Origin of the sequence: Erythrobacter litoralis (genome assembly GCF_029760855.1) — a bacterium.
Taxonomy (GTDB): domain Bacteria; phylum Pseudomonadota; class Alphaproteobacteria; order Sphingomonadales; family Sphingomonadaceae; genus Qipengyuania; species Qipengyuania litoralis_A.
Genome location: NZ_SOSI01000003.1, coordinates 258,432 through 283,200, shown reverse-complemented (window position 1 = coordinate 283,200; position 24,769 = coordinate 258,432). Strand labels below are relative to the sequence as shown.

At 57.9% G+C, this 24,769-nt stretch carries 14 protein-coding genes, 1 tRNA gene and 1 riboswitch; of the genes, 13 read left to right on the top strand and 2 right to left on the bottom strand.

The features are described from left to right. Positions 1–17: 17 nt before the first annotated feature. The 9 genes from E3U23_RS07095 (at position 18) to E3U23_RS07055 (ending at position 15,380) form a co-directional block, all read left to right on the top strand. Positions 18–911 carry a sugar-transfer associated ATP-grasp domain-containing protein gene (locus E3U23_RS07095; protein WP_279350530.1) on the top strand — a complete coding sequence of 298 codons (894 nt, stop codon included), beginning with the start codon at positions 18–20 and terminating at the stop codon, positions 909–911. Beyond that, a complete protein-coding gene (locus E3U23_RS07090) occupies positions 908–2,008 on the top strand; it encodes a glycosyltransferase (protein ID WP_279350529.1) in 1,101 nt (366 codons plus the stop codon). Before E3U23_RS07095 ends, E3U23_RS07090 begins: the two co-directional genes overlap by 4 nt. A 1-nt stretch (position 2,009) precedes the next feature. Further along, complete coding sequence (locus tag E3U23_RS07085) at positions 2,010–3,239, top strand: lipopolysaccharide biosynthesis protein (protein WP_279350528.1); 1,230 nt, start codon at positions 2,010–2,012, stop codon at positions 3,237–3,239. 153 nt (positions 3,240–3,392) lie between these two features. After that, complete coding sequence (locus E3U23_RS07080) at positions 3,393–6,242, top strand: TonB-dependent receptor (protein WP_279350527.1); 2,850 nt, start codon at positions 3,393–3,395, stop codon at positions 6,240–6,242. Then, entirely contained in the window at positions 6,206–7,261 is a 1,056-nt protein-coding gene (locus E3U23_RS07075; RefSeq protein WP_279350526.1) for a phytase, read from the top strand. The genes E3U23_RS07080 and E3U23_RS07075 overlap by 37 nt, the downstream gene beginning before the upstream one ends. 201 nt (positions 7,262–7,462) lie before the next feature. Next, positions 7,463–12,088 carry an endonuclease/exonuclease/phosphatase family protein gene (locus E3U23_RS07070; protein ID WP_279350525.1) on the top strand — a complete coding sequence of 1,542 codons (4,626 nt, stop codon included), beginning with the start codon at positions 7,463–7,465 and terminating at the stop codon, positions 12,086–12,088. Between the two features lie 978 nt (positions 12,089–13,066). Beyond that, positions 13,067–13,300: a DUF3489 domain-containing protein gene (locus tag E3U23_RS07065; protein WP_279350524.1), complete on the top strand. Its 234-nt coding sequence runs from the start codon at positions 13,067–13,069 to the stop codon at positions 13,298–13,300. 2 nt (positions 13,301–13,302) lie between these two features. Next, a complete protein-coding gene (locus E3U23_RS07060) occupies positions 13,303–13,719 on the top strand; it encodes a DUF2924 domain-containing protein (RefSeq protein ID WP_279350523.1) in 417 nt (138 codons plus the stop codon). After that, positions 13,716–15,380, top strand: coding sequence for a recombinase family protein (locus E3U23_RS07055; RefSeq protein ID WP_279350522.1), 1,665 nt, complete (start codon positions 13,716–13,718; stop codon positions 15,378–15,380). The genes E3U23_RS07060 and E3U23_RS07055 overlap by 4 nt, the downstream gene beginning before the upstream one ends. 234 nt (positions 15,381–15,614) lie before the next feature. Here E3U23_RS07055 and E3U23_RS07050 read toward each other — a convergent pair. Next, positions 15,615–15,706 (bottom strand) — tRNA-Ser (locus tag E3U23_RS07050). A 213-nt stretch (positions 15,707–15,919) separates the two neighbouring features. On the opposite strand from E3U23_RS07050, the gene E3U23_RS07045 reads away from it, so the two are divergent. From E3U23_RS07045 to thiC, 4 genes are all read left to right on the top strand, one after another. Next, positions 15,920–16,699 (top strand): DUF1134 domain-containing protein, encoded by a 780-nt coding sequence (locus E3U23_RS07045; protein ID WP_279350521.1) that lies wholly within the window; start codon positions 15,920–15,922, stop codon positions 16,697–16,699. 73 nt (positions 16,700–16,772) lie between these two features. Then, positions 16,773–17,951 carry an aromatic amino acid transaminase gene (locus E3U23_RS07040; protein ID WP_279350520.1) on the top strand — a complete coding sequence of 393 codons (1,179 nt, stop codon included), beginning with the start codon at positions 16,773–16,775 and terminating at the stop codon, positions 17,949–17,951. Between the two features lie 225 nt (positions 17,952–18,176). Next, positions 18,177–21,449, top strand: coding sequence for a calcium-binding protein (locus E3U23_RS07035; RefSeq protein ID WP_279350519.1), 3,273 nt, complete (start codon positions 18,177–18,179; stop codon positions 21,447–21,449). A gap of 103 nt (positions 21,450–21,552) precedes the next feature. Continuing rightward, a riboswitch (TPP riboswitch) is annotated at positions 21,553–21,662 on the top strand. 38 nt (positions 21,663–21,700) lie between these two features. Continuing rightward, the gene (thiC, locus tag E3U23_RS07030; RefSeq protein WP_279350518.1) at positions 21,701–23,590 is read left to right on the top strand and encodes a phosphomethylpyrimidine synthase ThiC; all 1,890 of its coding nucleotides are present in this window, start codon (positions 21,701–21,703) and stop codon (positions 23,588–23,590) included. A gap of 197 nt (positions 23,591–23,787) precedes the next feature. Here thiC and E3U23_RS07025 read toward each other — a convergent pair whose 3' ends face one another. Continuing rightward, the gene (locus tag E3U23_RS07025; protein WP_279350517.1) at positions 23,788–24,762 is read right to left on the bottom strand and encodes a hypothetical protein; all 975 of its coding nucleotides are present in this window, start codon (positions 24,760–24,762) and stop codon (positions 23,788–23,790) included. Positions 24,763–24,769: the final 7 nt, after the last annotated feature.

Here is a 24,769-nt window from a genome sequence, read left to right as displayed (position 1 = left end):
GTCGGCACGGCGTCAGCATGGCAGACCGGCGCGGCATTCATCGCTTGTTGAACCCTGCAGCCATTCCCATGCGGACCAATGCCCTTCGCAACAAACAAGCATTTGCGCGGATCATGCGGGAATACGGCTTGCCAATCCCGTCGACCTTTTTCGAACCGAGGGCCAATTTGCCTGATTGGCTGAGCGAACGAACCCGCCTGATTGCCAAGCCCAGCTTCAGTTCCAAAGGGACAGGCGTAATTGCCTTCGAACGAAGGTCGGACGGATGGTACGATGGGCGCGTCCTCTTAAATGAGGAAGAACTTCTTACGGTCCTCGACCGTATCCTGCACAGGGGTGGGATCGTACAGGACCGCGCAACTACGCATCCCGAGTTTCGAGGCATTTCGCCAGGTGCGCTTCCAACCGTACGGGTAATGAGCTTCGCTTACCGTACCGGAGAGATCGTCGCCTTTGCACCTGTTGTGCGTTTGTCGAGAGATCAAACCGGCGCTGTCGACAATTTCAACGCCGGCAACCTTGTCAGTGCTATCAGCCCCGACAATCGGCTCGATGCCGCATGGGGTATAAGTTCCGGCCGGATCGAACGATTCTCGAACCATCCTCTTACCGGGCGACCGATTGCCGATTGCAAAGTGCCTTCCTTAGGGCAAATTCTGGAACTGGCGCGCCGCGCGCATGAACCTTTTGCGGCGGGTTTCGGAATGATCGGTTGGGATATCGGTTTGACCGACATGGGGCCATCAATCATCGAGGGAAACTGGAACCCTGGAACCGACATCATTCAACTGGCAATGCAGACCGGACTGGATGCGCTTCAAATCGGAGAGTGTTACCGTACCCTGCTGGACACCTTACCCGAGGAAGCCTGGCGCAATGCCAAACCGATCCAGTTCGACATTCTGAAATGATCGCAATCTACGTCCATCAGATCGGGGCGACTGGAGTAGCACGGCAGACATTATCACTCGTCGACTATTTGCGGAGCCGCGGTAGAGACGTGACTTTGGTCACGACCTTGCCTGGCGGCAATGCTGGCCCGGGAGCGTCTCACGTTGTCTTGCTGCCAAAACCGATGGGATCGCGCCTTGCTGAGAAAGCTCTCGGAGCGATCCGTCTGAGAAAATGGCTGTCTCGTACTATTCCTGACGTAATCATATCCATGGGCAATCACGGACATGCAACCGTCTTGAGCGCTGCGAATATGTGTTGCCCAAAGCCCAAAGTCGTAGTCCGGATCAGCAATGAACTTACTCGATCGAACGACCCTTCGACGTGGATCAGAAAGGTAGTCCGCGATTTCGGGGTGCGCATTATCGCACGTAGTGCGGACCGGATCGTCGCAGTCGCGGCCGATCTTCTGGGGCATCCGGCTTTTGAAAAGCTTCAAAGCCAGCGGCTATGGGTTATCGCGAATGGAGTCGATGTTTTCGATGCTCGTTCACGCGCGCAGGGTTTCGCGTCTCATCCGTGGTTCTTGAAAGATTTTCCGGTAGTACTCTCGGTCGGTCGCTTGGCAGCACAGAAAAATTTCGAACGGCTGCTCGAAGCGATGGCTATAGTGATGGACCGCAGTGACGCCCGTTTGATCGTTGTAGGCGCATCTCGCGATGGGAAATTACGAGAGCTGAAATCTTTGTCCGAAAAGCTGGATATTGCGGACCGCGTATCCTTTGTCGGAGAGACCGATAGCATATTTCCGTGGTACTCCCATGCCAATTGCTTCGTTCTTCCATCGCTTTGGGAGGGGGCTCCGAACGTTGTCTTAGAAGCTTTAGCTGTCGGTACGCCTGTCGCTGTATCGCGAACAGCGGGAAATGCTTGCGAAATGATCGATCACGGTCGGTTCGGAAGGGTTTTCGATCCGCGCGATGCCGATGATATGGCCAAGGCAATATGCGCGCAACTCGATCATTCGACGACAATTCGGCCAAAGGATCGCGCCCTGGCTTACGACAGCCGCCGAACGTTAAGCGAATGGGATCACGTGCTCAACGGTATAGTTTAGTATGCGCATTTGGCAGAACGCAGGGTGGTTGATCGGAGGAAAGTCGGTCAACGCCCTGCTAAGTTTAGGCTACCTGGCGCTGGCGACGCGGGCACTCGGACTGGAAGGGTTCGGCCAATTGGCTCTGATTGTCGCGCTGGGTCAGGGCATCAGCCAGTTGGTCAGTTTTCAAACCTGGCAGTTGGTTGTTCAATGGGGCGACGATACAAAAGCGGGGGCGGCGCTTGGCTTCGCTATCGCGCTCGATATCGCCAGCGCGGCTGTCGGCATCGCTCTTGCCGGTGCGGCATTCCTACTTCTGCCGAGCACGTTCGGTGTATTGTCTGATCTTGCTTGGCCGGCCTTTCTTTTCTGCGTCGTTTCGATGCTCACTATTCGATCGACGCCGATCGGCATCCTTCGTCTGCGCGACCGGTTTGCACATGCCGCGATGGCCGACACACTCACGCCGATCATCAGGTTGCTCGGAGCGATCGCCGCGTTCCTTGCCGGTGGGGGAGTAGTCGAATTCCTGGCAATATGGGGCGTTGCGGAAATCGTCACGGCTGCAGCCTATTGGTGGTTCGCGCTTAAAAACTACCCCCCAACCGCCGTCCCGATTTCGATGAAAGCCTTTCCCCGAAAGACCCCCGGGTCATGGACGTTCGTCGTCTCCACCAGCCTTACGGGCAGTTTGGGTGCGCTAAGCCGTCAGGGAATGCTTATCCTGGTAGGGATGTTTGGCGGCGCTGCCGCCGCAGGGATTTATCGCATCGCGGCGCAACTCGGCAATGCCTTGCTGAAATTGGCACAATCGATCCTGCGAGCCACCTATCCCGAGCTCGTACGTAATGACGTGCGTACTCACAACAGCATTGGACGGATTGTCGGTATATCTTCTGGCTTGTTCGCGATTGCTTTCCTCCTGGCTCTGCTGCTCGGGGGTCCGGCAATAAGACTCCTTGCAGGAGCGCAATTCAGTAATGCTTACCTACCAATGCTGATCCTGATTGCCGCAGCAGGCTGTGAACTGATCGGCGCTAGCATGGAAGCGCTGCTAATTGCTCGACAGCGGGTAACTCGTAACATGCTACTTCGGGCGGTTCCGCTCGGATTGTCGCTGTTTGCGCTACCGATGGCATTAAACTGGCAAGGTGTGACCGGAGCCGCGCTCTGCATCTTCGCCGCGAGCGCAACAACCTTGGGCGCTATGAGTTTGGAAACCTTTCGCACAAACTCCCCATCGGACTAGTTTTCTGCACAATTTTTCGGGCAGTGGTGCAATGCAAGTTCGTCAAAAAGGCCACCGTGAACAAAACCGCCAGACTGTAATTTACCAGCAACCTAGCCGACACGGAGCGGTCATTTCGTCGGCATAAGGACCCCTTCCAACAGGAGGGTTCCAATGAGAAAAGTTGCACGTTCGTATCTGTTTGTGGCCGGAAGCGTCGGAGCAATTTTGTCTGCAACGCCTCTATATGCGGGCGAAATTCAAGGTACGGTGACCGATGCTGGCGAGACAATCGCTTTGCGTTCCGCAGAAGTCCGGATCTTGGAACTAGATCGTACGGCAGTTACGGAACGCGACGGCTCGTTCCTGTTTGCGAGCGTCCCTGCCGGGATATATACCCTTCAAGTCCGCTATATCGGAGCGGATACCGTTACGCAGACCATCGAAGTGCCGGAGACGGGCATTGTTCGCGCCGATCTCAGTCTATCAGGCGTCAGCAGCGATGCCGAAATCTTGGTGATCGGACAGTCGGCCAACCTGTCCAGCGCTCTCTCTCGCAAGCGCGAGAGCGATACCGTGTCGGACGTTCTTACCAGAGACGCTATCGGGCAGTTTCCGGATCAGAACGTAGCGGAAAGTTTGCGCCGCCTGCCGGGGATCAATGTACTCAATGACCAGGGTGAAGGCCGCTTCGTTTCCATCCGCGGGCTCGATCCGAGCCTGAACGCAACCTCGCTGAACGGCGTGCGTTTGCCGTCGCCCGAGAGCGACGTGCGCGCAGTCGCGCTCGACGTTATTTCCAGCGACATCATCGAATCGATCGAGGTGAAGAAATCCCTTACGCCCGACATGGACGCCGATACGATCGGTGCCTCGGTCGAGATCGAAACCACCAGCGCATTCGACAGGAAGCGTGATTTGCTGAGCGTCAGGCTGGAAGGCAGTTACAACGATTACTCCGACGAGCTCACCCCAAAAGGCAGCGTAGATTTTTCATACAAGGTGTCCGACAATTTCGGCGTCTCGGGTGGTCTCGCGTATTACGATCGTAAGTTCGAAACCGACAATGTCGAAGCCGATGGCTGGAACGTTGACGATGACGGCTTGGCCTATTTCGAGGATTTCGAATATCGCGACTACGACGTCGAGCGCGAGCGGATCAGCGCGACGCTTGGTTTCGATTTTCGTGCAGGTGATTTTACCGATCTTTATGTGCGCGGAATATACAGCCAGTTCGACGACCAGGAATTTCGTCGCAGGCTAATCTTCGATTTTGGCGATGCAGCAGTTTCCGGCACGCGTGAGGCACTGGTTTTCAGTGCTGCGGGCGGCGACGAGGACGAAGTTATCACCATCGAGCGCGACGTGAAGGACCGCTTCGAAAGCCAGAAAATTCGCAGCATCGTCGCTGGCGGTGAAACCGATACCGGGGACTGGTTCGCCAACTATTCCGCAAGCTGGGCCAAGTCGACGGAGCGGGAAACCGGTAGTATCGATCCCGCCAGCTTCGAGCACGAATATGAAGAGGAAGACATCTCGATTGGCTTCGATGTCTCCGACTTGCGTGTTCCGCAGTATTCCGTACTCAGCGAGCCAGGAAACTTTTTCGATCCGACCGCTTACAGCCTCAACGACATCGAATTGACCGCCCTGTCCGACGCGCAGGATGAGGAATATTCGGCAGTGTTCGATTTTGGTCGTCGCTTCATCGGGGAAATCGGTACTTTCACCGTTCAGACCGGTTTCAAGGGTCGCTGGCGCGAAAAGGGTTTCGACGGCACTATAGAATTTTACGAGAACGATGACGTGTCGCTCGCCGATGTTCTCGGACGAGGGCCGACATACCACCTCGCCGATATCTCGCCGGTTCCGGGCTACGGTGAGGCGCGCGATCTGTTCGAAGCGAACCGCGGCGCCTTCGAGTTGCAGGAATTCGACAGCACTTTCGATTCCAATGTCGAGGATTTCACGGTGGAGGAGGACATTCTCGCCGGTTACCTGTTGGGGCGCTGGGACAGCGGCCTACTCACCGTAATCGGAGGGGTGCGTTACGAAGATACCTCGAATACGCTGATCGGCAATGATGTGTTAGCGTTCGAAGATGGAGGCACGCTCGACGGGCAAGTGATCGACGAAGGGACAATCCTCATCAGTCCGGTCTCTATCGAGAAGGACTACGATCACTGGCTGCCTAGCCTGAATATCCGTTATGAGCCGGCGAACAATATCGTTCTCCGGCTCGCCGGCTATCGAAGCATCGTGCGCCCCGGTCCGTTTCAACAGGCACCTACCGTCGCCGTGGAGGAGTCCGATGAGGGCGAACGCGAAGCTGCGTTCGGCAATCCAGAATTACGCCCGACCGAAGCCTGGAATATCGACGCCGCAGCCGAGTATTACATGAATAATAACGGCGCGATCTTCGCTTCGCTGTTTTACAAGAATGTCGAGGATTTCCTCGTCGAAACCGCGTTCGAAGCGGATGACGCTCCGTTTAATGGCGTGTTCCGCGGCGTTCCGTTCGATGAGGCCTCAATCTTTTTCAATGGAGACGAAGCCGACATTTTCGGGATCGAATTGGGTGTGGCACAGACCTTCACCGGCGCGCTCGACGGGTTCCTGGTGCAAGCCAATTATACTTTCACCGATGCGCAAGGTACGGTCACGCTCGTCGCTTCCGAAGGACCACGCGAGGTAGCACTGCCTGCCACCAGTCGGCACACCGGGAATATCTCGCTCGGGTATGACAAGGGGCCGCTGGATATCCGGCTATCGGGCACGTATCGCGATCGCTATCTCGACGAACTCGGGAGTGAACCCGGTCTTGATCGCTATGTCGACGACCATTTCCAGCTCGACCTTGCCGCGAAATACCGCTTCACCGATCGCGTACAAGTTTTCTACGAATGGGTGAATATTAATAATGCGAAATACTTCGCCTATAATAACCTTGGCGGACGTCGGAACCTATACCAGTATGAGGAATACAATTGGACGATGAAAGCAGGCGTGAGGCTTACGTTCTGATGCGTGACAAGCCATTGCTCGCCATCTCGATGTTGGGGTTCGTCGCTGCCTGTACGACGATGACCATTTCCGGTGCACCCACCGTTCCAGTTTATGCGGTAGCCGAAACCGAGCCCGTCGGGACCAACAACGAGGACGCCGCCGATGATCCAGCCATTTGGCGAAATGCCGAAAGGCCGGAGGACAGTCTGATCGTCGCGACGGACAAGAAAGGCGGTCTATACGTTTACGGGCTCGATGGTCGTATTCGTAGTTTTCATTCGCAACCTGGCCTCAACAATGTCGACCTCGCCGAAATACCAAGCCATGGTATAGTTGTTTTTGCCAGCGATCGCAGCGATTTGGCCAATGGCCGGATTGCCTTGTTCCGTTTGCTCCCCACAACCGGTGTGCTCGAACCTTTGGCTTCGCTGCCAGCGGGTACTGGCGAAGCGTACGGTATCTGTGGTTATGAACGAGAAGGTAGTTTGATCGTTTATACCGCGCCGAAGGAAGGCAATATTTCCGAGTGGAAAATTGGCTTCTCGCCCGCTCCGGACGCGAAGTTGCTTCGTTCGATGCAAGTTCCGAGTCAGCCCGAAGGCTGCGCAGTCGATCCCCGTAATGGTGACCTCTATATCGGGGAGGAAGCAAAAGGTATTTGGCGGTTCGGTAAGAACGAAACGGTCGGCGAAATCGTAGCGCCTGTCGACAATGTACATCTCGTCGCCGATCTCGAAGGACTGGCAATCATCACCGAAGGGCAGCGCGAAGGCTGGCTATATGCCTCAAGTCAGGGCGACAGTACCTACATGCGATATCGCCTTCCCGCAGTAACACCTGCTGGAAGATTCAGAGTTGCTGAGGGCACGTATGGCCGGACTGAAGAAACCGACGGAATAGAGGCAAAACGCGGTGATTTCGGCCCGATGTTTCCTCGCGGAATATTTGTTGCGCAAGATGGACAGAATGGCCGTGAAGCGCAGAATTTTAAATTGGTCCCGCTTGATGCAATCGAGGAAGTTCTTTCGAAACCATAATGTCAAAAAGACATTGAGAAGGTCATCGTTACAAAAAAGGTTGAAAAAAGGGGCATTGCGATGACGTCGCACGGCTTCTGACAGCGAACGTTCGGCCGCCGTTTAATTGCCGTGTGCGTCATCTAGATGTCTTAGGAACTCCTTAATGAACACGTGTTCCGCGGTAGCTGACCTGCCGCACGGTTTCAGATAGGATGATCAATGGTTGCCAATGCCAGCACGCGCGTGTTCGTGAACGAGTTCCATTATGACAATGTCGGCGCCGACATTGGCGAATTTTTCGAGATCGCGAATCTGGATGGCATCGACCTGTCGGGTTGGTCGCTTTTCCTCTACAACGGGTCGAACGGCACGAGCTACGGTACCATCGCGCTGAGCGGATCGGACATATTTTCCTCCTATTTCTACGAAGGAGTGCAGAACGGTTCGCCCGATGGCGTCGCACTGGTCGATAGCACGAACAATGTCGTGCAGTTCCTGTCCTACGAAGGATCCTTCACGGCGACCGATGGCCCTGCCTCCAGCCTCACCAGCAGCGATATCGGGGTGGCGGAAACATCGAGCACGCCAGAGGGTTTCTCACTTCAATTGACCGGATCGGGCGCATCCTACGGCGATTTCGCCTGGACCGAAGCGCAACAGAACACGTCTGCGACGGCCAATACTGGCCAGACGATTGAAGCAGCGGGCGAACCGATCGTTTTCATCAACGAATTTCATTACGACAATACCGGCGCCGATGTCGGCGAGTTCATCGAGATCGCTGGCACGGCGGGCGTCGATCTGACCGGCTATTCGCTGGTGCTCTACAATGGCAATGACAATGCGCCCTATGGGACGATCGCCTTGTCAGGGATAATCGACGACGAGGGCGAGGGTTTCGGCGCACTCGATTTCGCAAGCCCGGGGTTGCAGAATGGCTCGCCGGACGGGTTCGCCTTGGTCGATCCCGATGGCAATGTACTTGAGTTCCTGTCCTACGAAGGGTCGTTTGTCGCGGCGGGCGGCCCGGCCGATGGCATGAGCAGCACCGATGTCGGAGTTGCTGAAGAAAGCAATACGCAGGCCGGCCTTTCGCTGCAACGCACGGGTAGTGGCGAAGTGGCGGACGATTTTGCCTGGACCGGCCCGCTGCAGGAAAGCCGTGGCTCCCTTAATGATGCGCAGGATTTTGGTGGCACGCCCCCGCCCCCGCCGCCGCCGCCACCTCCGCCTCCCACCGATACCATCGTGTTCTTCAACGAATTTCACTACGACAATGCCGGATCAGACGAAGGCGAAGCGATCGAGATCGCGGGTACAGCGGGCACCGATGTTTCAGGCTGGAGCATCGTCTTTTACAACGGCAACGGCGGCGGTCAGTATGGTTCGGTCGCGCTCGACGGGATCATTCCCGATCAGGACGAGGGTTTCGGAACGCTTCGCTTCGCGACGCCCGGTCTCCAGAACGGATCGCCCGATGGTTTCGCGTTGGTCGATGCCGCCGGTGATGTCGTCCAATTCCTGTCCTACGAAGGAACGATGGTTGCAACCGATGGTCCCGCCAATGGCATGACCAGCACGGATGTCGGCGTTGAAGAAGCCGGTGGAACACCTGTCGGCTTTTCGCTTCAGCTGACCGGTACGGGATCGAACTACGAAGACTTCACCTGGGCCAGCCCCTCGGCCGACAGTTTCGGGACTGTCAATAGTCGACAGGATTTCGTAGCCCCCAATCCCAATGGCAGCCTATATGTTGGCGACGCAACTGTCTCTGAGGGCGATGCCGGAACCACCGACATGGTCTTCACTGTTCGTCGCACCGGCGGAACAGATGGTGAAGTGACCGTCGATTATGAAGTCGTTTTCTCGGGCCGCGCGCAGACTGCCGATCAAGATGATCTGAGCGGACCGCTTTCGGGAACGGTGAGTTTTGCATCCGGTCAGGCAACGGCCCAGATTATCGTGCAGGTCGCCGGCGATACCGTTTCGGAGCCGACAGAAACCTTCGAAATCGCCCTGTCGAACGCCACCGGCGGTGCCGATATTCGCGATGGCGTGGCAACCGGCTTGATCGAGAATGACGATGCGCTCGTTCTCAAGATCGGAGAAATTCAAGGCGAAACTCACGAATCGATCTACACCGGCAATATGGTCACCACTGCCGGCATCGTGACCGCTGTCGGACCCAATGGCTTTTATCTTCAGGATGGGGATGGCAATGCGGCCACCTCGGATGCGATTTACGTGTTCACCCGCTCGGCCCCCGAAGTGCTGGCCGGCGATGCCGTCACGGTGACCGGCACGGTTACGGAATTCCTGCCAGGCGGCGATGACAGCAATCTGACCATTACCGAGCTGATCGATCCTACTGTTACGGTCCAGAGCAGCGGCAATGCCCTGCCCGAAGCGATCGTGATTGGCCCCGACGGCATCCTTCCCCCGACCGAAACCATCGACGATGACGGATTGACGAGCTACGATCCGGCCACCGACGGTATCGATTTCTGGGAAAGCCTGGAAGGAATGCGCGTCACGGTGCAGAATCCGGTCGCTGTCGACAGCACGAATAATTTCGGCGAATTGTGGACGGTGGCCAGCGATGGAAACGGTAATCTTTCGGCCACGAACGTATCAGATACCGGTCTTGTCGTCGTCGAGGGCGGCGAAGGCGGTCTTGGTGTGTTCGACAGCGGCGCAGGTTCGGATTTCAATCCGGAACGCATCCAACTCGATGGCGGCTATACCTTCAACGGCATCACGGTCGAGACACCCGAAGCAACGCCGGGCGCGCTATTGACCGATGCAACCGGCATCGTCGATTACAGTTTCGGCAATTATGAAGTGCGCCTGACCGAAACGGTGAGCGTCGCGGCCCCCAGCACCAATATTGGCGAATTGTCCTCGCTGATAGGAACCGCTGGGCAACTGACCGTCGCCAATTACAATGTTCTGAACTTGGACATCAATGAGGCCGATGGGGACACCGACATTGCCGATGGCCGTTTCGACGCGATTGCGTTCGACATTGGCATCGCGATGAACGCGCCGGACATCGTCGTGCTCGAAGAAATTCAGGATGATAGCGGTTCGGCGAATGACGGAACGGTTTCATCTCAATTAACGCTGGAGATGCTGGCCGATCAGATCTTCTCGCAGACTGGGATACAATATTCGGTACAAGACAATCCGTTCGTTATCGATGGCGAGACTGGCGGGCAGCCTGGCGGCAATATTCGTGTTGCTTTCTTGTACCGTGAAGATCGCGTCGATCTTGACGAATCTTCTGTCTTCACCATCGATGACGGTTCGTTTGCGCGTGTTCCACTAGGCGCGACCTTCGCGTTTAACGGGGAAGACGTCACCGTAATCGGAAATCACTTCACTTCTCTGCTCGGGTCGGACAATACTTTCGCCGGCAATCAGCCCCCGGAGATGGCGGGCGCTCTGCGTCGTGCGGAACAGGCCGATGCGGTCAATCGCTACGTCTCCGGCTTGCTTGCAGATAATTCTGATGCCAACATTGTCGTGACTGGCGATTTCAACGATTTCCAGTTCGAGGAAACGTTGAATGTCCTGACGGGGCAGCTGGATTATGCAAATGGCGCGGTTACCGAGGGAGACTCGATCGAACTCGCCAACCTGACCTATTTCCTTGCGCCGAACGAGCGTTATTCCGCAGTATTTCAGGGCAACGCCCAGCAGCTCGATCATATCCTTGCGAGCAGGAACCTGCTTGACGGGGTCGAAATCGACATCGTGCATCGCAATATTCACACCGCTTCTGGCGTGTCCGATCACGATCCGGTTCTGGCCCGGTTCGATATCGGATCATCGATCATCAGCGGGTCCAGTGGGAACGACACGATCATCGGCACCGAACTCGACGATGTCATCGACGCGGGCGCTGGTAACGACATTGTCTACGGCGGTGGCGGAGACGACCAAATCCTTGGCGGAGATGGCGATGATGTGTTGTTCGGCGGTGCGGGTAATGACATGATTACTGGCGGCGAAGGATCGGATATTTTCGTGATCGACGGCAATCTGTCCGGCAATAGCTTCGATACGATCGTAGACTTCACGACAGAAGATGAGATCCGCCTCTCTAACGTCGCCGGCGAGCGCATAGTTTTCGAACAGTTCGGCGAGGATACTGTCATTTCAATCGACGGTGTCGAGGTGGCAGTCGTAAAGGATACCGCCGCTGCCGCTGCGCTTTCAGCCGCCGATTTCCGCAATTCGCCGAAATCGACGACATTGATCGTCGATGGAAAGGCCATTCCCTTGACGATTTCCGGGACTTCGGGCGACGACGATATCCGCAGCCCTGCTGGCGTCGAGGCGATTATTGCCGGAAATGCAGGTGATGACACGATCATGGGTCGCGGTAAGGACGATGTCCTGCTGGGTAATATGGGCGACGATATCCTGTACGGGGCTAATGGCCATGATACCCTGTTTGGCGGAGCCGACGATGACTATCTGTACGGCGGAAACGGCGGCGATATCTTAAGCGGTGATCGCGGAGATGATTATCTGTCGGGCGGTAATGGCAATGACATTCTGACCGGCGGATCGGGTGCGGATGTCTTCTACTTCGAAAATGGCAACGACAGAGCTGGCGTGGATACAATCACGGATTTCGACCTTTCGGATGATCGTATCGAATTTAGCAGCAATGTCGCAACGATTGGCTTCCGCGACGGTGCCGAGGGCGCGGAGATGGTTGTGGACGGCCAACTTATGGCCGTGTTCCAAGGTGTCGGCGCGCAAGATTTGGTCGATGCGTATGGGGCCGGTGAAACCCATCTGCTCGAGGATCTCGAATCCATTTATATCGTCTGAGGCCAGCAAGTTTTAAGAAAATTGGGAGAAGCGCGGGGAACCCCGCGCTTCTCTGAATTCGGAATGGGGTAAAGAATACGCTCTGTTTGCTCGCGGTGTCTGGCGTGCGCGCCGATGCTTCGGCTGGCGCGGTTTGCAGTGCCAGCATGTGGGACCCGCTTTGCCTGATTTACCCAAGAATTTCGGCGCGAGATGCCTCGAAGTGGTGGCCTCGCCCTTTAGCCGCTCGGACTTGCCGCCCTTGGCCGCCAGTTCGCAAAAAGGCATTTTGGTCGCTCTAGCCGGCAGGAACCGATTGTAGATTATCCTGTGGAGACCTTCGGAAGTTGGCGCATCAAGCCGGCGGGCTATTATAGATCAACGACCTAATAGCGGACTGGCGGCCGTTTAACGAGTGGGGCCAATACTGGAAATGAGGCTTACCAGCCATCGCGGATATGGACAACGCCCTCCTAAACTCCGGCTAGGACAAGCGTATTGGCAATAACGCGCCTCGTTTAACCGCCCCACAATCATGCTAGCGTTCTTCGCCTCATTCTGGGCGTTGAGTTATATCGGCAAACGAGGGTTCGACTTCGGATGATGGACTTCAGAGGATGCCGCCTTCAAATTCACGATTGCAGTGACTTCCCTATTCCACCGCAGACAGTCCGGATACAGATTAGTCTCACTGATTTTTTCGGACGCCTTTAGCATTTCCGTTCTACAATCAAACATCAGCAGGGTTTAACATAAGAGCAAAGCTGTCGGTCCGCTTCCAGGCTGTCAAAAAGAAAGCGTGAATGTCCGAGATGGGGCGCAAAGCCGACATTGGAAAGGTCTCTCACTTTCCATTCGACTTCGCGAGCAAAGCAAGCATTGGTGTTGGCAGTGAATCGCGGCCCTTGAATGAGAGCTGCCGCCCCGACGCAATACGCGAACCGGGGCCTTGGGTGGTGGCAGGCGGCACGGTGCTGCCTGCGATAAGGAGAGCCACCGATGACGAAGCAGACCGACACAGCAGCAGCACCCAAGCGCGAGACCAAGATCGACAAGGTCATCGCGCTGCTTAAACGCAAGCAGGGCGCCACCCTCGACGAGATGGTAAAGGCCACCGGCTGGCTGCCGCATACGACCCGAGCGGCGATGACTGGCCTCAAGAAGAAAGGGCATACGATAACGCGCGACAAGCGCGGCGAACTCTCCTGCTATCGCATCACGAAGAGTGCGTGAACATGGCAGAGCTATCAGACAAGCTGGCTGCCCTAACGACAATGGACAAATCAGCACTCGGCGACCGGTGGGCGAAGCTCACCGGTCGACCTATTCCGAAAGCTAGCGCGCAGATGCTGCGACTAGCAGTCGCATACGAGTTGCAGTCCAAAACCAGCCCCGGCCTGCCGCGGAAGATCAGGCAACGGCTCAATCAGGCCGCAAGCAGAAAAACGACGACGCAGGACATCCGGCCAGGCATGCGGCTGGCGCGCGAGTACGGCGGCAAGCTGCATGTGGTCGCAATCGGCGAGAAGGGCGAGATCATCTGGAACGAGCGTGAATGGCGCTCGCTCAGCGAAGTGGCCCGCGCGATTACCGGCACGCGCTGGTCCGGACCTGCCTTCTTCGGTCTGAAGAAGAAAGCGAGCGCAGCATGAGGAAGGTCCGCTGTGCTATCTACACCCGCAAGTCGAGCGAGGAGGGCCTGGAACAGGATTTCAATTCGCTCGATGCCCAGCGCGAGGCCTGCGGTGCCTATATCCTGAGCCAAGCCTCGGAAGGCTGGTCGCAGCTTTCCGAGGTCTACGACGATGGCGGTATCTCGGGCGGAACGATGGAGCGTCCTGCCCTCAAGCGACTGCTGGCTGATATTGCAGCAGGCACGATCGACATCGTTGTAGTCTACAAAGTCGATCGGCTGACCCGCTCGCTGCTCGACTTTGCAAAATTGGTCGAGGCGATGGACAAGGCCGAGGTGAGCTTCGTCTCGGTCACTCAGTCGTTCAACACCACCACCAGCATGGGACGGCTGACCCTCAACATGCTGCTCTCCTTCGCGCAGTTCGAGCGTGAGGTCACCGCCGAGCGTATCCGCGACAAAATCGCTGCCTCCAAGGCCAAGGGCATGTGGATGGGCGGTGTGGTACCGCTCGGCTATCAGGCGAACGGCAGGACGCTGGCGATCGATGAGGAGCAGGCTGCCCTTATCCGCTCCATCTTCCATCGCTATCTGCATGTCCGCAACGTTCGGCTGCTAACGGAGAAGCTCTCGCAGCAAGGTCTCAATGTGCCTGAGCGTGTCACCGGCGCTGGTCGAAAACTGGGCGGCAGTCCTTTCACGCGCGGGCAAATCTACAAGATTCTCTCCAACCCGATCTACTGCGGCAAGATCTGTCACAAGGGCGAGATTTACGAGGGCCAACATGACGCCATAGTCGATCGCGAGACGTGGGGCCGAGTTCAGTCGCAGCTCGAAGCCAATGCGCAAGGTCAGCAGCAGTCGCGTACGGCACGCTCGCCCTGTCTGCTGGCTGGGAAGGTATTCGACAGTCACGGCAATCCCCTGATCGCGAGCCATGCGACCAAGGGGACGACGCGCTATCGCTACTACATCGGAAAGTGCGACGAGGGCGACACCCCAAAAGTTAAGCGAGTCCTCCGCATTCCTGCGCTCGAACTGGAGAAGCTCGTGTGCGGTGGGCTCGCGCAGGAGATCGAACAGCCGCTTGGTTTGCTGGCGAAAGCGGGCGTCGACTTAACACCTGACACTGTTGCAGTTCTCGGTGATCGCGCGGCGAGCCTGGCGACCACGCTGCAAAAGCGTGAGCGAGCCGCGGCGCGAACTTGCATCGAAAAAGTCATCATCGCGCCGACGCAGATCTCGGTAGAGTTGGCTGCGACCGAGCTTTGCGGATTACTATCAATCGCGCCATCCTCGCCTGCGATAATCAATCCAACATTATCCATCGATGCGAGCCTTCGGCGCAGCGGTCGCGCTGTTCGATTGATCCAGCATGGCGTGTCGGAGTCGACCGAGGCCATGCCCCACGAGCATCTGCTGAAGCTGCTCCACCGCGCTCGCGCATGGTGGCATATGATGCTTGACCGCAAGCTGACGGTCTCGGCGCTCGCGCGCGAGCAGCAGGTGACCAGCTCCTACGCCTCCCGCGTGGTGCGGCTGAACTTCCTAGCGCCGAGGATCGTCGAAGCGATCGTCACCGGACAACAGCCGATCGATCTCGATGCAAAGAAACTGCTGGGGCTGAGCGATCTCCCGCTGGCGTGGAGCGAACAAGAAGAGCTTTTGGTCAGCGATTGATTCGCGAGAAGAGCGATTGACAAGCGGCGAGCGACTACCGCTTTTTCTCTATGCGGCGTGGGGCAGGCAACCTGAAACTGGTACCACCGAACAAGCCCGCAGAGAAAGTTGGCTGGTTTGGCTACTGAACGAGCTTCATTGCGCTCTCTGGCAGACCCTCTTCTGCCCGCAATGGCGCAGAACTGCGGGACGTTCCGAGACGATAAAAATCGTTCTCTATCAATGACTTATGGGTGGCGGAGACGGAGGGATTCGAACCCTCGATACCCGTTACCAGGTATGGCTCCTTAGCAGGGAGCTGGTTTCAGCCACTCACCCACGTCTCCGCATGTCGCATATTGGCTGCGAGCGGCGGGCTATAGCCAGCACGGTACAGGGCATCAAGCATAGATTGGCGCAAGCTTTATTCCCCCTTATCTCGGACTCGGTTCGGCGCAATTCGGATTCGGTTCATCGCCGTTTCATTCCCGCCGCGTGCATAAGGGGTGCACTTCGCCGCACAGCTTCGTAGAGGGCGGCGGAGCAGGGAAGGGTTATTGATGCGTATCGCAAGACAGTTCGCCGCCGCACTCGCCGCCGCCATCGGTTTGGCCGCAGCGCCGCTTTCTGCGCAGATTCAGAGCGTCGATCCCAACGACGCCTACGAGGCGCCGATCGACGGCGATCTGGAACTGCCGCCGCAGGATCCGGCCTATGACGTGCCCGCTACGCAGGGCGACAATACGAATTATCCCGATCCCGCTCCGGTGGAAGACTCTCAGCCGCAATGGTCCGAACAATCGGCCGAAGCCGCGGCCGAGCAGGCGGTCGACAACACGACCGTCGAGGACCCATCGACCACCTACCGCGAAGATGACCTGATCGGCGCCGCCGAAGGTGCATTCGGCAAAGGCGCGGAAGGCGTCGCCAAGATGATCCGCAAGCTGCTCGCCGAACAGGGCGAGCCCAATGCCTATATCGTCGGGCGAGAAGCGGGCGGGGCCTTCATCGTCGGCGCACGTTACGGATCGGGCACGATGTACCACAAGGTCGAAGGCGAATTGCCGGTCTACTGGACGGGTCCTTCGATTGGCTTCGATGCCGGGGCTAATGCGGGCAGCACCTTCGTGCTGGTCTATAATCTCTACGACACCGAAGAACTTTACGAGCGCTATCCCGCGGCCGAGGGGCAGCTTTACGCGGTCGGCGGACTTACCGCGAGTTATTTGCGCAAGGGCGACGTGGTGCTGATCCCCATTCGCGTGGGCGCAGGGCTCCGGCTCGGTGTGAATGCCGGCTATATGCGGTTTTCCAAGAAGCAGCGCTGGATCCCGTTCTAAACAACCCTGGTTAGTCTCGGGATAATCGGACTTGTCGCTTGCGGGCGAGCGCGGTTATCGACAAAGAGGCGCCATGCTCGACAGACTGAACGCCCAGGCGCCCGATGCGCTGCTCGCCCTGATCAAGATGCACGCCGCCGACGAACGGGCGGACAAGATCGATCTCGGCGTCGGCGTCTACCGCACCGATAGCGGCGATACGCCGGTGTTCCGCGCCGTGAAGGCGGCGGAGCGGGTGCTGGTCGACCGGCAGGACAGCAAAAGCTATCTCGGGCCGGAAGGCGACGGCGAATTCGTGCGCGCGCTGATGCCCTATATCTTCGGGCGCGACGACACGACATTACTCTCGCGGATCGAGGGGATGCAGACGCCAGGCGGCACGGGCGCTGTGCGGCTCGCGGTGTCGCTCGCGAAGCAGGCGGGCGTGCGGCGCATCCATCTGGGCGTACCGAGCTGGCCCAACCATGCGCAAATCCTGAAGGACGTCGGCGTCGAAATCGCTGAATTCGATCATGCGAACGCCGACGGGACAGCCAATGTCGAGGCGGCGCTGGATGCGATCCGCAATGCGGGCGAAGGCGAGGCGATCCTCCTTCACGGTTGCTGCCACAACCCTACCGGGATCGATTACTCTGCCGAGCAGTGGTCGGCGCTGGCGGATGCGTTGTCAGCAGGCACGGTGCTGCCGATACTCGATATCGCCTATCAGGGGCTCGGTCACGGAATGGAGGAGGACGTCGCAGGCGTGCGCACCGTTCTTGCCGCGGTCCCTGAAGCGCTGATCGCCTATAGCTGCGACAAGAATTTCGGCCTTTACCGCGACCGCGTCGGCGCGTTCTACATGATGGCGAAAGACGCGAGCCAGCTTGCCGCGATCGGGTCCAACGCCAATTCGCTGGCGCGAGCGAACTGGTCGATGCCGCCCGATCACGGCGGCGCGGCGGTGCGGATCATTCTTACCGATGATGCCATGACATCGCTCTGGCACGAGGAGCTCGACGACATGCGCGAGCGGATGCGGGGCGTGCGCCGGAAGCTGGCTGCGGCGGGCAATCGTGCGCCCGGGCTCAACCTTGAAGCGCTCGAAAACCAGAACGGCCTGTTCGCGATACTGCCGCTAAGCAAGGAGCAGATCGTCAAGCTGCGCGAAGACCACGGCATCTACATGGCCGGTTCGGGCCGGATCAACGTGGCTGGTCTGCATTCGGGCAATATCGAAAAATTCATCGAAGCCCTTGCCGAAGTGGCGTAAAAGCTGGTCAAAACAAACAGCCGGGGAAGCATCGTGCGTCTTCGGCTGAATGCTTCATTACTGCAGAGGCTATAGGGACGGAGCGTCCGGAAACGGAACACCTTTTTCGCACTGGGAACCGTAGTCTTGCGCTAGGGTTGCAGCGATGGTCAAACCTATTGTTTTTCAATCATATCATTTGATGCTGCGCTGAATATTAAAGCGCGCACCGTGGGAGGATAATCCATGCCGTTCATTCAAGTTCCGGCCAATCAATACCGCACTGATGGCTTCATCGTAAACGACCGGATAATCGGCCGCGATGAAGGTCCCAATCTGATCTACGCCGGGGCAGGCGATGACGAGATCGACAGCGGTGACATGTCCGACCTAATTTTTGGTGAAGGCGGGAACGACATCATTCGCGGCCGCCTTGGCGATGACACGATTTCCGGGGGAACCGGGAACGACATGCTGTATGGTCAGGAGGGCGACGATTATGTCTTCGATTCCGACGGCGGCAACGATTTTCTGGACGGCGGCGATGGCTCCGATCTCGTTTCCGTCGAACGCTTCCAGACGGCGGCAGCATCCAATGTCGAACTATATGGCGGCATCGGCAACGACACCCTGCAGTTCCTAACGGAAAACGGCTCCAGCGCCCTTCTGGATGGCGGCTCGGGTGCCGATACTGTATCGGTATCGGGAACGGCGGGGTCGGCCATGATCCTCGCGGGGGCAGGCAACGATATGCTTGACCTGACGGTGGAAGGCGTTTCGTATCGCATCACGCTTGGCAGCGGCCTCGACACGGTCACTCTTTCGGCGGATCGCGAATTCGTCGATCTGTCGTCGCCGCTGGTTTTTACCGATTTCGCAACCGGCACGAACGGGGATCGGTTGGTCCTCGCCGATATGCTGGGCGAGGTGCTGACCGATTGGAACGGCTCGACCAATCCGTTCGCGTCGGGCCACCTGCGTCTCTCGCAAAACGGCGCCAACGCGATTCTTTCGGTTGATCTGAACGGTGGCGGTGACAATTTCGTCGAATTGGCGAGGTTTCTCGACGCCGATGCGTCGGCTTTCAGCCTTGCCAATCTCGAATATTCGCCGAATGGAACGGTACCGGTGTCAACCGTGGTCACGGTCGGCGGCGTCACGACCGGCAGCGTGGCCGACGACAGTATCACGGTTGCGTCCGGCACGGTCTACGCCGGAGCCGGTGCCGACACGATCACCCTGACGGGCAGCGCGACCGTGTATGGCGGGCCGGGTAATAATACGATCAACGGCAGCGATTCCGTAAATCGCGACAATCTGTATGGCGGCGTCGATAACGACACCATTTACGGAAATGGGGGCGCCGACTTCATCTCGGATGTCGACGGCGGCGCCGATCGGCTCTTCGGTGGCGACGGCAATGACTACATTTATCTTGCGCGCTCGCAGGCCGATGCGGCTCTCTCATCGGAAGTCTATGGCGATGACGGCGACGATACGCTGCTGGCGGCGCTTTATAACGGTTCGACTGTCCTTCTGTCCGGTGGCATCGGCGACGACCAGATTATCGTTCGCGGCACGTCCGGTCTTGCCGATATCGTTGCAGGGTCGGGTGCCGATAGCGTCCAGGTACAATATGCGGGCGTTTCGGCCGACATCACGCTCGGGGCAGGGCGCGACACGCTTGCCCTGATCGGTGCGCTTGGCCAGTTCACGACTTCCGGCATGGTTACGGTGTCCGATTTCCAGTTCGGTACCAACGGTGACCGCGTCAATGTAAGCGATCTTCTGGCCAACATCGAAACCGATTGGGACGGTAATTCCAACCCGTTCTCGACCGGCATTCTCCGCCTGCAGCAGTCGGACGGCGACGTCGTCCTGCAGATCGACGTCGATGGAAACGGCGGGGCCAGCGGCTTTGAAACCATCGTGACTTTCGAAAACACGCAGACCGGCAATATCACCGATGCGAATTTCGATTTCGCCCCGTCGGGCGCCTTGGCTGCACCGTCGCAAATCACCGTAACAGGCGGCAATAGCCTTACCGGTACCGTCGGAGCAGACACGATTACGGTTGCGGGCACCTATAACTATGTCGGGTTCCTCAGCGTGGTTGCGGGCGCGGGGGAGGATATCTTCACCGGCGGCAACGGCATTGATGATGTACAGGGCGGTTCGGGCGATGACATCCTTTCCGGCTTCGGCGGCAATGACCGGCTCGACGGACAGGCCGGCAACGACCAGTTGTTCGGCGGCGACGGCAATGACACACTGCGCGACCAGACCGGCGGTGACGATGCGCTCTACGGTGAAGGCGGCGACGACGACATTCTCGTCCAGCGCTTCGGCTATAGCGCACAGAGCAATGTCGTGCTCGACGGCAGCTTCGGGCGCGATACGCTGACGTTTGATACGATGAACGGATCGAACGCGACGATATCCGGCGGCTCCAATAACGACACCATCACGGTAACCGGAACGGAGGGTTCCGCGACGATCGACGCCGGACGCGGTTTCGACACGGTGATCGTGTCCGCCACGGGCGTTCGCAGTGTCATCACGCTTGGCGAAGGCTCCGATGCCATCCAAGTGCTTGGCGATGCGTCGAACGTGGTGATCGACAATCAGATCATCGTCACCGATTTCGTCGGCAACCTCGGTGGAGACCGTATCGATCTCAGCAACTTCTTCGACACCGTGCTTCAAGGATATGACGGTACGGCCAGCCCCTTCATTTCGGGCTTCGCGCGGCTTGTGCAGTCGGGTAGCGACACCCTTATCCAGATCGACGTCGATGGTGGTGCGGACAGTTACCAGACGCTCGTTACCTTGCAGAACGTCGAAATCGGCACGGTCGCACGGCCTAATCTCGGCTTCTATTCCGGCGCCGAAACTCTGCTCGGCACCGGCGGTGCCGATCTGCGCGTCGGCAGTTTCGGGCAGAATCGCATCGAGACCTATGGTGGTAACGATCGCCTGCTCGGCCTCGGCGAAGACGACATCCTGATCGCGGGGGCGGGCAACGACCAGCTCAACGGCGGTGACGGGAACGATCGCCTGTTCGGCGAAGCCGGTAACGATGTTCTTCGCGGCCAAGCCGGTAGCGACTTCCTCGTCGGCGGTGCCGGCGCGGACCGCTTCGTATTCAGCACCGATCTCGGCCCGAACGAAGTCGATACGATCGACGACTTCAATCAGGGCGAGGGCGACCGGATGGTTCTCAACCTGAACTTCTTCGGAGCGCTGCAGAACCCCGGTGCGCTCAATGCGAACTTCTTCACCGATGCCGGTACCGCGCAGGATTCGAACGACTACATTGTTTACGACCGTGACACCGGCAACATCTTCTACGATGGCGACGGATCGGGCAGCGGCGAAGGCATTCTATTCGCCCGTGTCGACGCCGGTACGGATCTGGACGTGAACGCTTTCCTCGTCGGCGGCAGCAGCGATGCCAACATCCCGCTGGATGCGGACAAGGCGGAAGTGCTTCACGGCGCGGATCTGTTTATCGCCTGATCGGCTCCGGCATTGAATTTTAAAAAAGGGCGTGCGGTCGGAGGATCGCGCGCCCTTTTTGCATGACCGCGCTGGACGCAAGGCCCCCGGCCCTGTATCCCAACAGCCATCCCCGGGGAGCGAGCTTTCGCTGAGAGGGGCGGGGTAAGCGCCGCCCGACCCGTCGAACCTGAACCGATTAGCATCGGCGGAGGGAGTGGGCGGTCGTATCTGAGAAGCCGCGCGCCTTCCGCCAAACGGAGAGACAGCGCATGGCCGACATCAACAGCAAGCTCGAAATCGGCGTCACCACCGGACCCATTCGCGGCAGCCGCAAGGTCGAAATCGGGGCGCGCAGCGGCTCCGGCATTCAGGTCGCCATGCGCGAGATCGATCTCGAAGGCGGCGAGCCCTCGATCCGGGTGTACGACACCTCCGGCCCCTATACCGACCCGAACGCCAATATAGACATCCGCGCCGGCCTTGCCGCCAAGCGCCGCGAATGGATCATGGCGCGCGGCGATGTCGAGGAATATGCCGCGCGCGAAGTGAAGCCGGAAGACAACGGCCAACTCGGCCCCGACCGTAGCGGCGGCGTCCCCGCTTTCCCCAATGTCGCAAAGACGGTGCTGCGCGCCAAACCCGGCGCCAATGTCAGCCAGATGCACTACGCCCGCCGCGGCATCATCACCCCCGAGATGGAATACGTGGCGGAGCGCGAAAATGTCGGCCGCGCGAAGCTGGCCGAGCAGCCCGACGGCAATAGCTGGGGCGCGGCCATCCCGCTCGAGATCACGCCCGAATTCGTTCGCGACGAAGTGGCACGCGGCCGCGCGATCATCCCCAACAACATCAATCACCCCGAAACCGAGCCGATGGCGATCGGGCGCAACTTCCTCGTCAAGATCAACGCCAATATCGGCAACTCCGCCGTGGCCAGCGACGTCGCATCCGAGGTCGACAAGATGGTCTGGTCGATCCGCTGGGGCGCGGACACGGTCATGGACCTTTCGACGGGCCGCAACATCCACGACACGCGCGAATGGATCATCCGCAACTCGCCCGTCCCCATCGGTACCGTGCCGATCTACCAGGCGCTGGAAAAGGTCGGCGGCATTGCCGAGGACCTGACCTGGGAAATCTTCCGCGACACGCTGATCGAGCAGGCGGAACAGGGCGTCGACTATTTCACCATCCACGCCGGCGTACGCCTGCCCTATGTGCCCATGACCGCCAAGCGCGTCACCGGCATCGTCAGCCGCGGCGGCTCGATCATGGCGAAATGGTGCCTCGCGCATCACAAGGAGAGCTTCCTCTACGAGCGCTTCGACGAGATCACCGAGATCATGAAGGCCTATGACATCGCCTATTCGCTGGGCGACGGCCTGCGCCCCGGCAGTATCGCCGATGCAAACGACGAAGCCCAGTTCGCCGAGCTCTACACGCTGGGCGAGCTGACCAAGCGCGCCTGGGAGCAGGACGTGCAGGTGATGATCGAAGGCCCCGGCCACGTGCCGATGCACAAGATCAAGGAGAACATGGACAAGCAGCTGGAGGCCTGCGGCGAAGCGCCCTTCTACACGCTCGGCCCGCTCGTCACCGATATCGCGCCGGGATACGACCACATCACCAGCGGCATCGGCGCGGCGCAGATCGGCTGGTACGGCACCGCCATGCTCTGCTACGTCACGCCCAAGGAACACCTCGGCCTGCCCGACCGCGACGATGTGAAAGTGGGCGTGGTGACTTACAAGCTCGCCGCCCATGCCGCCGACCTAGCCAAGGGCCACCCGGCCGCGCAGGTCCGCGACGACGCTTTGAGCAAAGCCCGCTTCGAATTCCGCTGGCGCGACCAGTTCAACCTCAGCCTCGACCCCGACACGGCCGAGCAATATCACGACCAGACGCTGCCGGCGGAAGGCGCCAAGACCGCCCACTTCTGCTCCATGTGCGGCCCGAAATTCTGCTCGATGAAGATCACGCAGGAGGTGCGCGATTTTGCGGCGAAGCAGAATTCGGAGAGCTACCTCGCGAGCGAGAATATCAAACGCGAGACCTCAGCCGAAGAGGCCGAGGAAGCGCGCGAGGGGATGTCCGACATGGCCGAACTCTACAAGGCCAAGGGCGAGAGGCTTTACCTGCCCGAAAACGAGGCGGACTGATCCTCGAATGGGGGGGGGGGAGTCGGAGCGCTCTCCCGGAGCGTGCAGACATGCAACGCACAAAGGACTGAGGTTTACCGGGAGAAGGGCGAGAAGTTGTATTTGCCGGAGGGGTGAACGTTGGCGCGTCGCGATCGTTTTTCTGGATTTAGCAGCCTTCGTTGCGACTCACTTCTCTCATCATTGACGGCTTCCAATTAGAAGACATTGGATTTTGGAAGTAGGAATCTCGTCAAGTCTTCAATACCGAGCCTTTTCTCATTATTATCCTTATATGAAGAACAATAGAAAATTCTGAACTCACAATCCTGATTTGAGAAATAATCGATAAGAGGTTTGAAATAATTTTCAGTTTCCGTTGAAATGCCCCACAGGAGTTCTTTTCTGTCGAAGTTTATTTCTGCACTGGATGGGATCGTTTCATATCGGAAGTGCCACAGCACTTGCATCGTCTCTGATTGGCCTTCTGCCATCAAGTCTGCGTCAATCTTCCGCACGAAGGCGAGATCTGCTTTAGTGAATACCAATGCTACGCGGCTTTTTTGCTTCCCCTTTTCTGAGAAAACCTTCTCAGAAAGAATTTGCCACGTGCGCCGAATTTCTGACGAGCGTGCAGATGCAAAAGAACGCTTGTCCTCTGTTGCAAGGTATCCTGCCAAATCCACTGTAAATATATGCGCTTTGGACGATATGATCCACGTGTAGAAATCGCGATCAAATATCTCGATGTCATCGGAAAGGTCGCCGTCTCGTGAGCTTTCAAAAAGGCGATGCGACATCTCGCCGGGAAAATCGACAACTTCACCTTCATATTTAGTAGTGAGGAAAGGAAGAAAAAAACTTTTCACATAATAAAGAAATCGAAATAAAAATATATCTTGATCTCGGGTTCTATCAAAAGTCTTCCGTGATTCTATTAGTGAAATTTGTTGGTTTATCGATTTAATGGTTTTCTCACCGACCGGTGCGAAAGCTCGCCCAGCGGAAGACGAAAATATGTACTCAAATATTGCCGTAACCAAGGCAGTTTTTCCAGAAAGCGGTAATCCGAGCATCGCTATGCGGTAGCTGGCGGCGAAGTTATTCCGCACACGAAAGAAAAGTTGCGAAGTTACGAAGCCGAGCATTATTGCGACAAGGATCAAGATCGCCGCTTGGAGGTCACCGCTCAAGAATTTT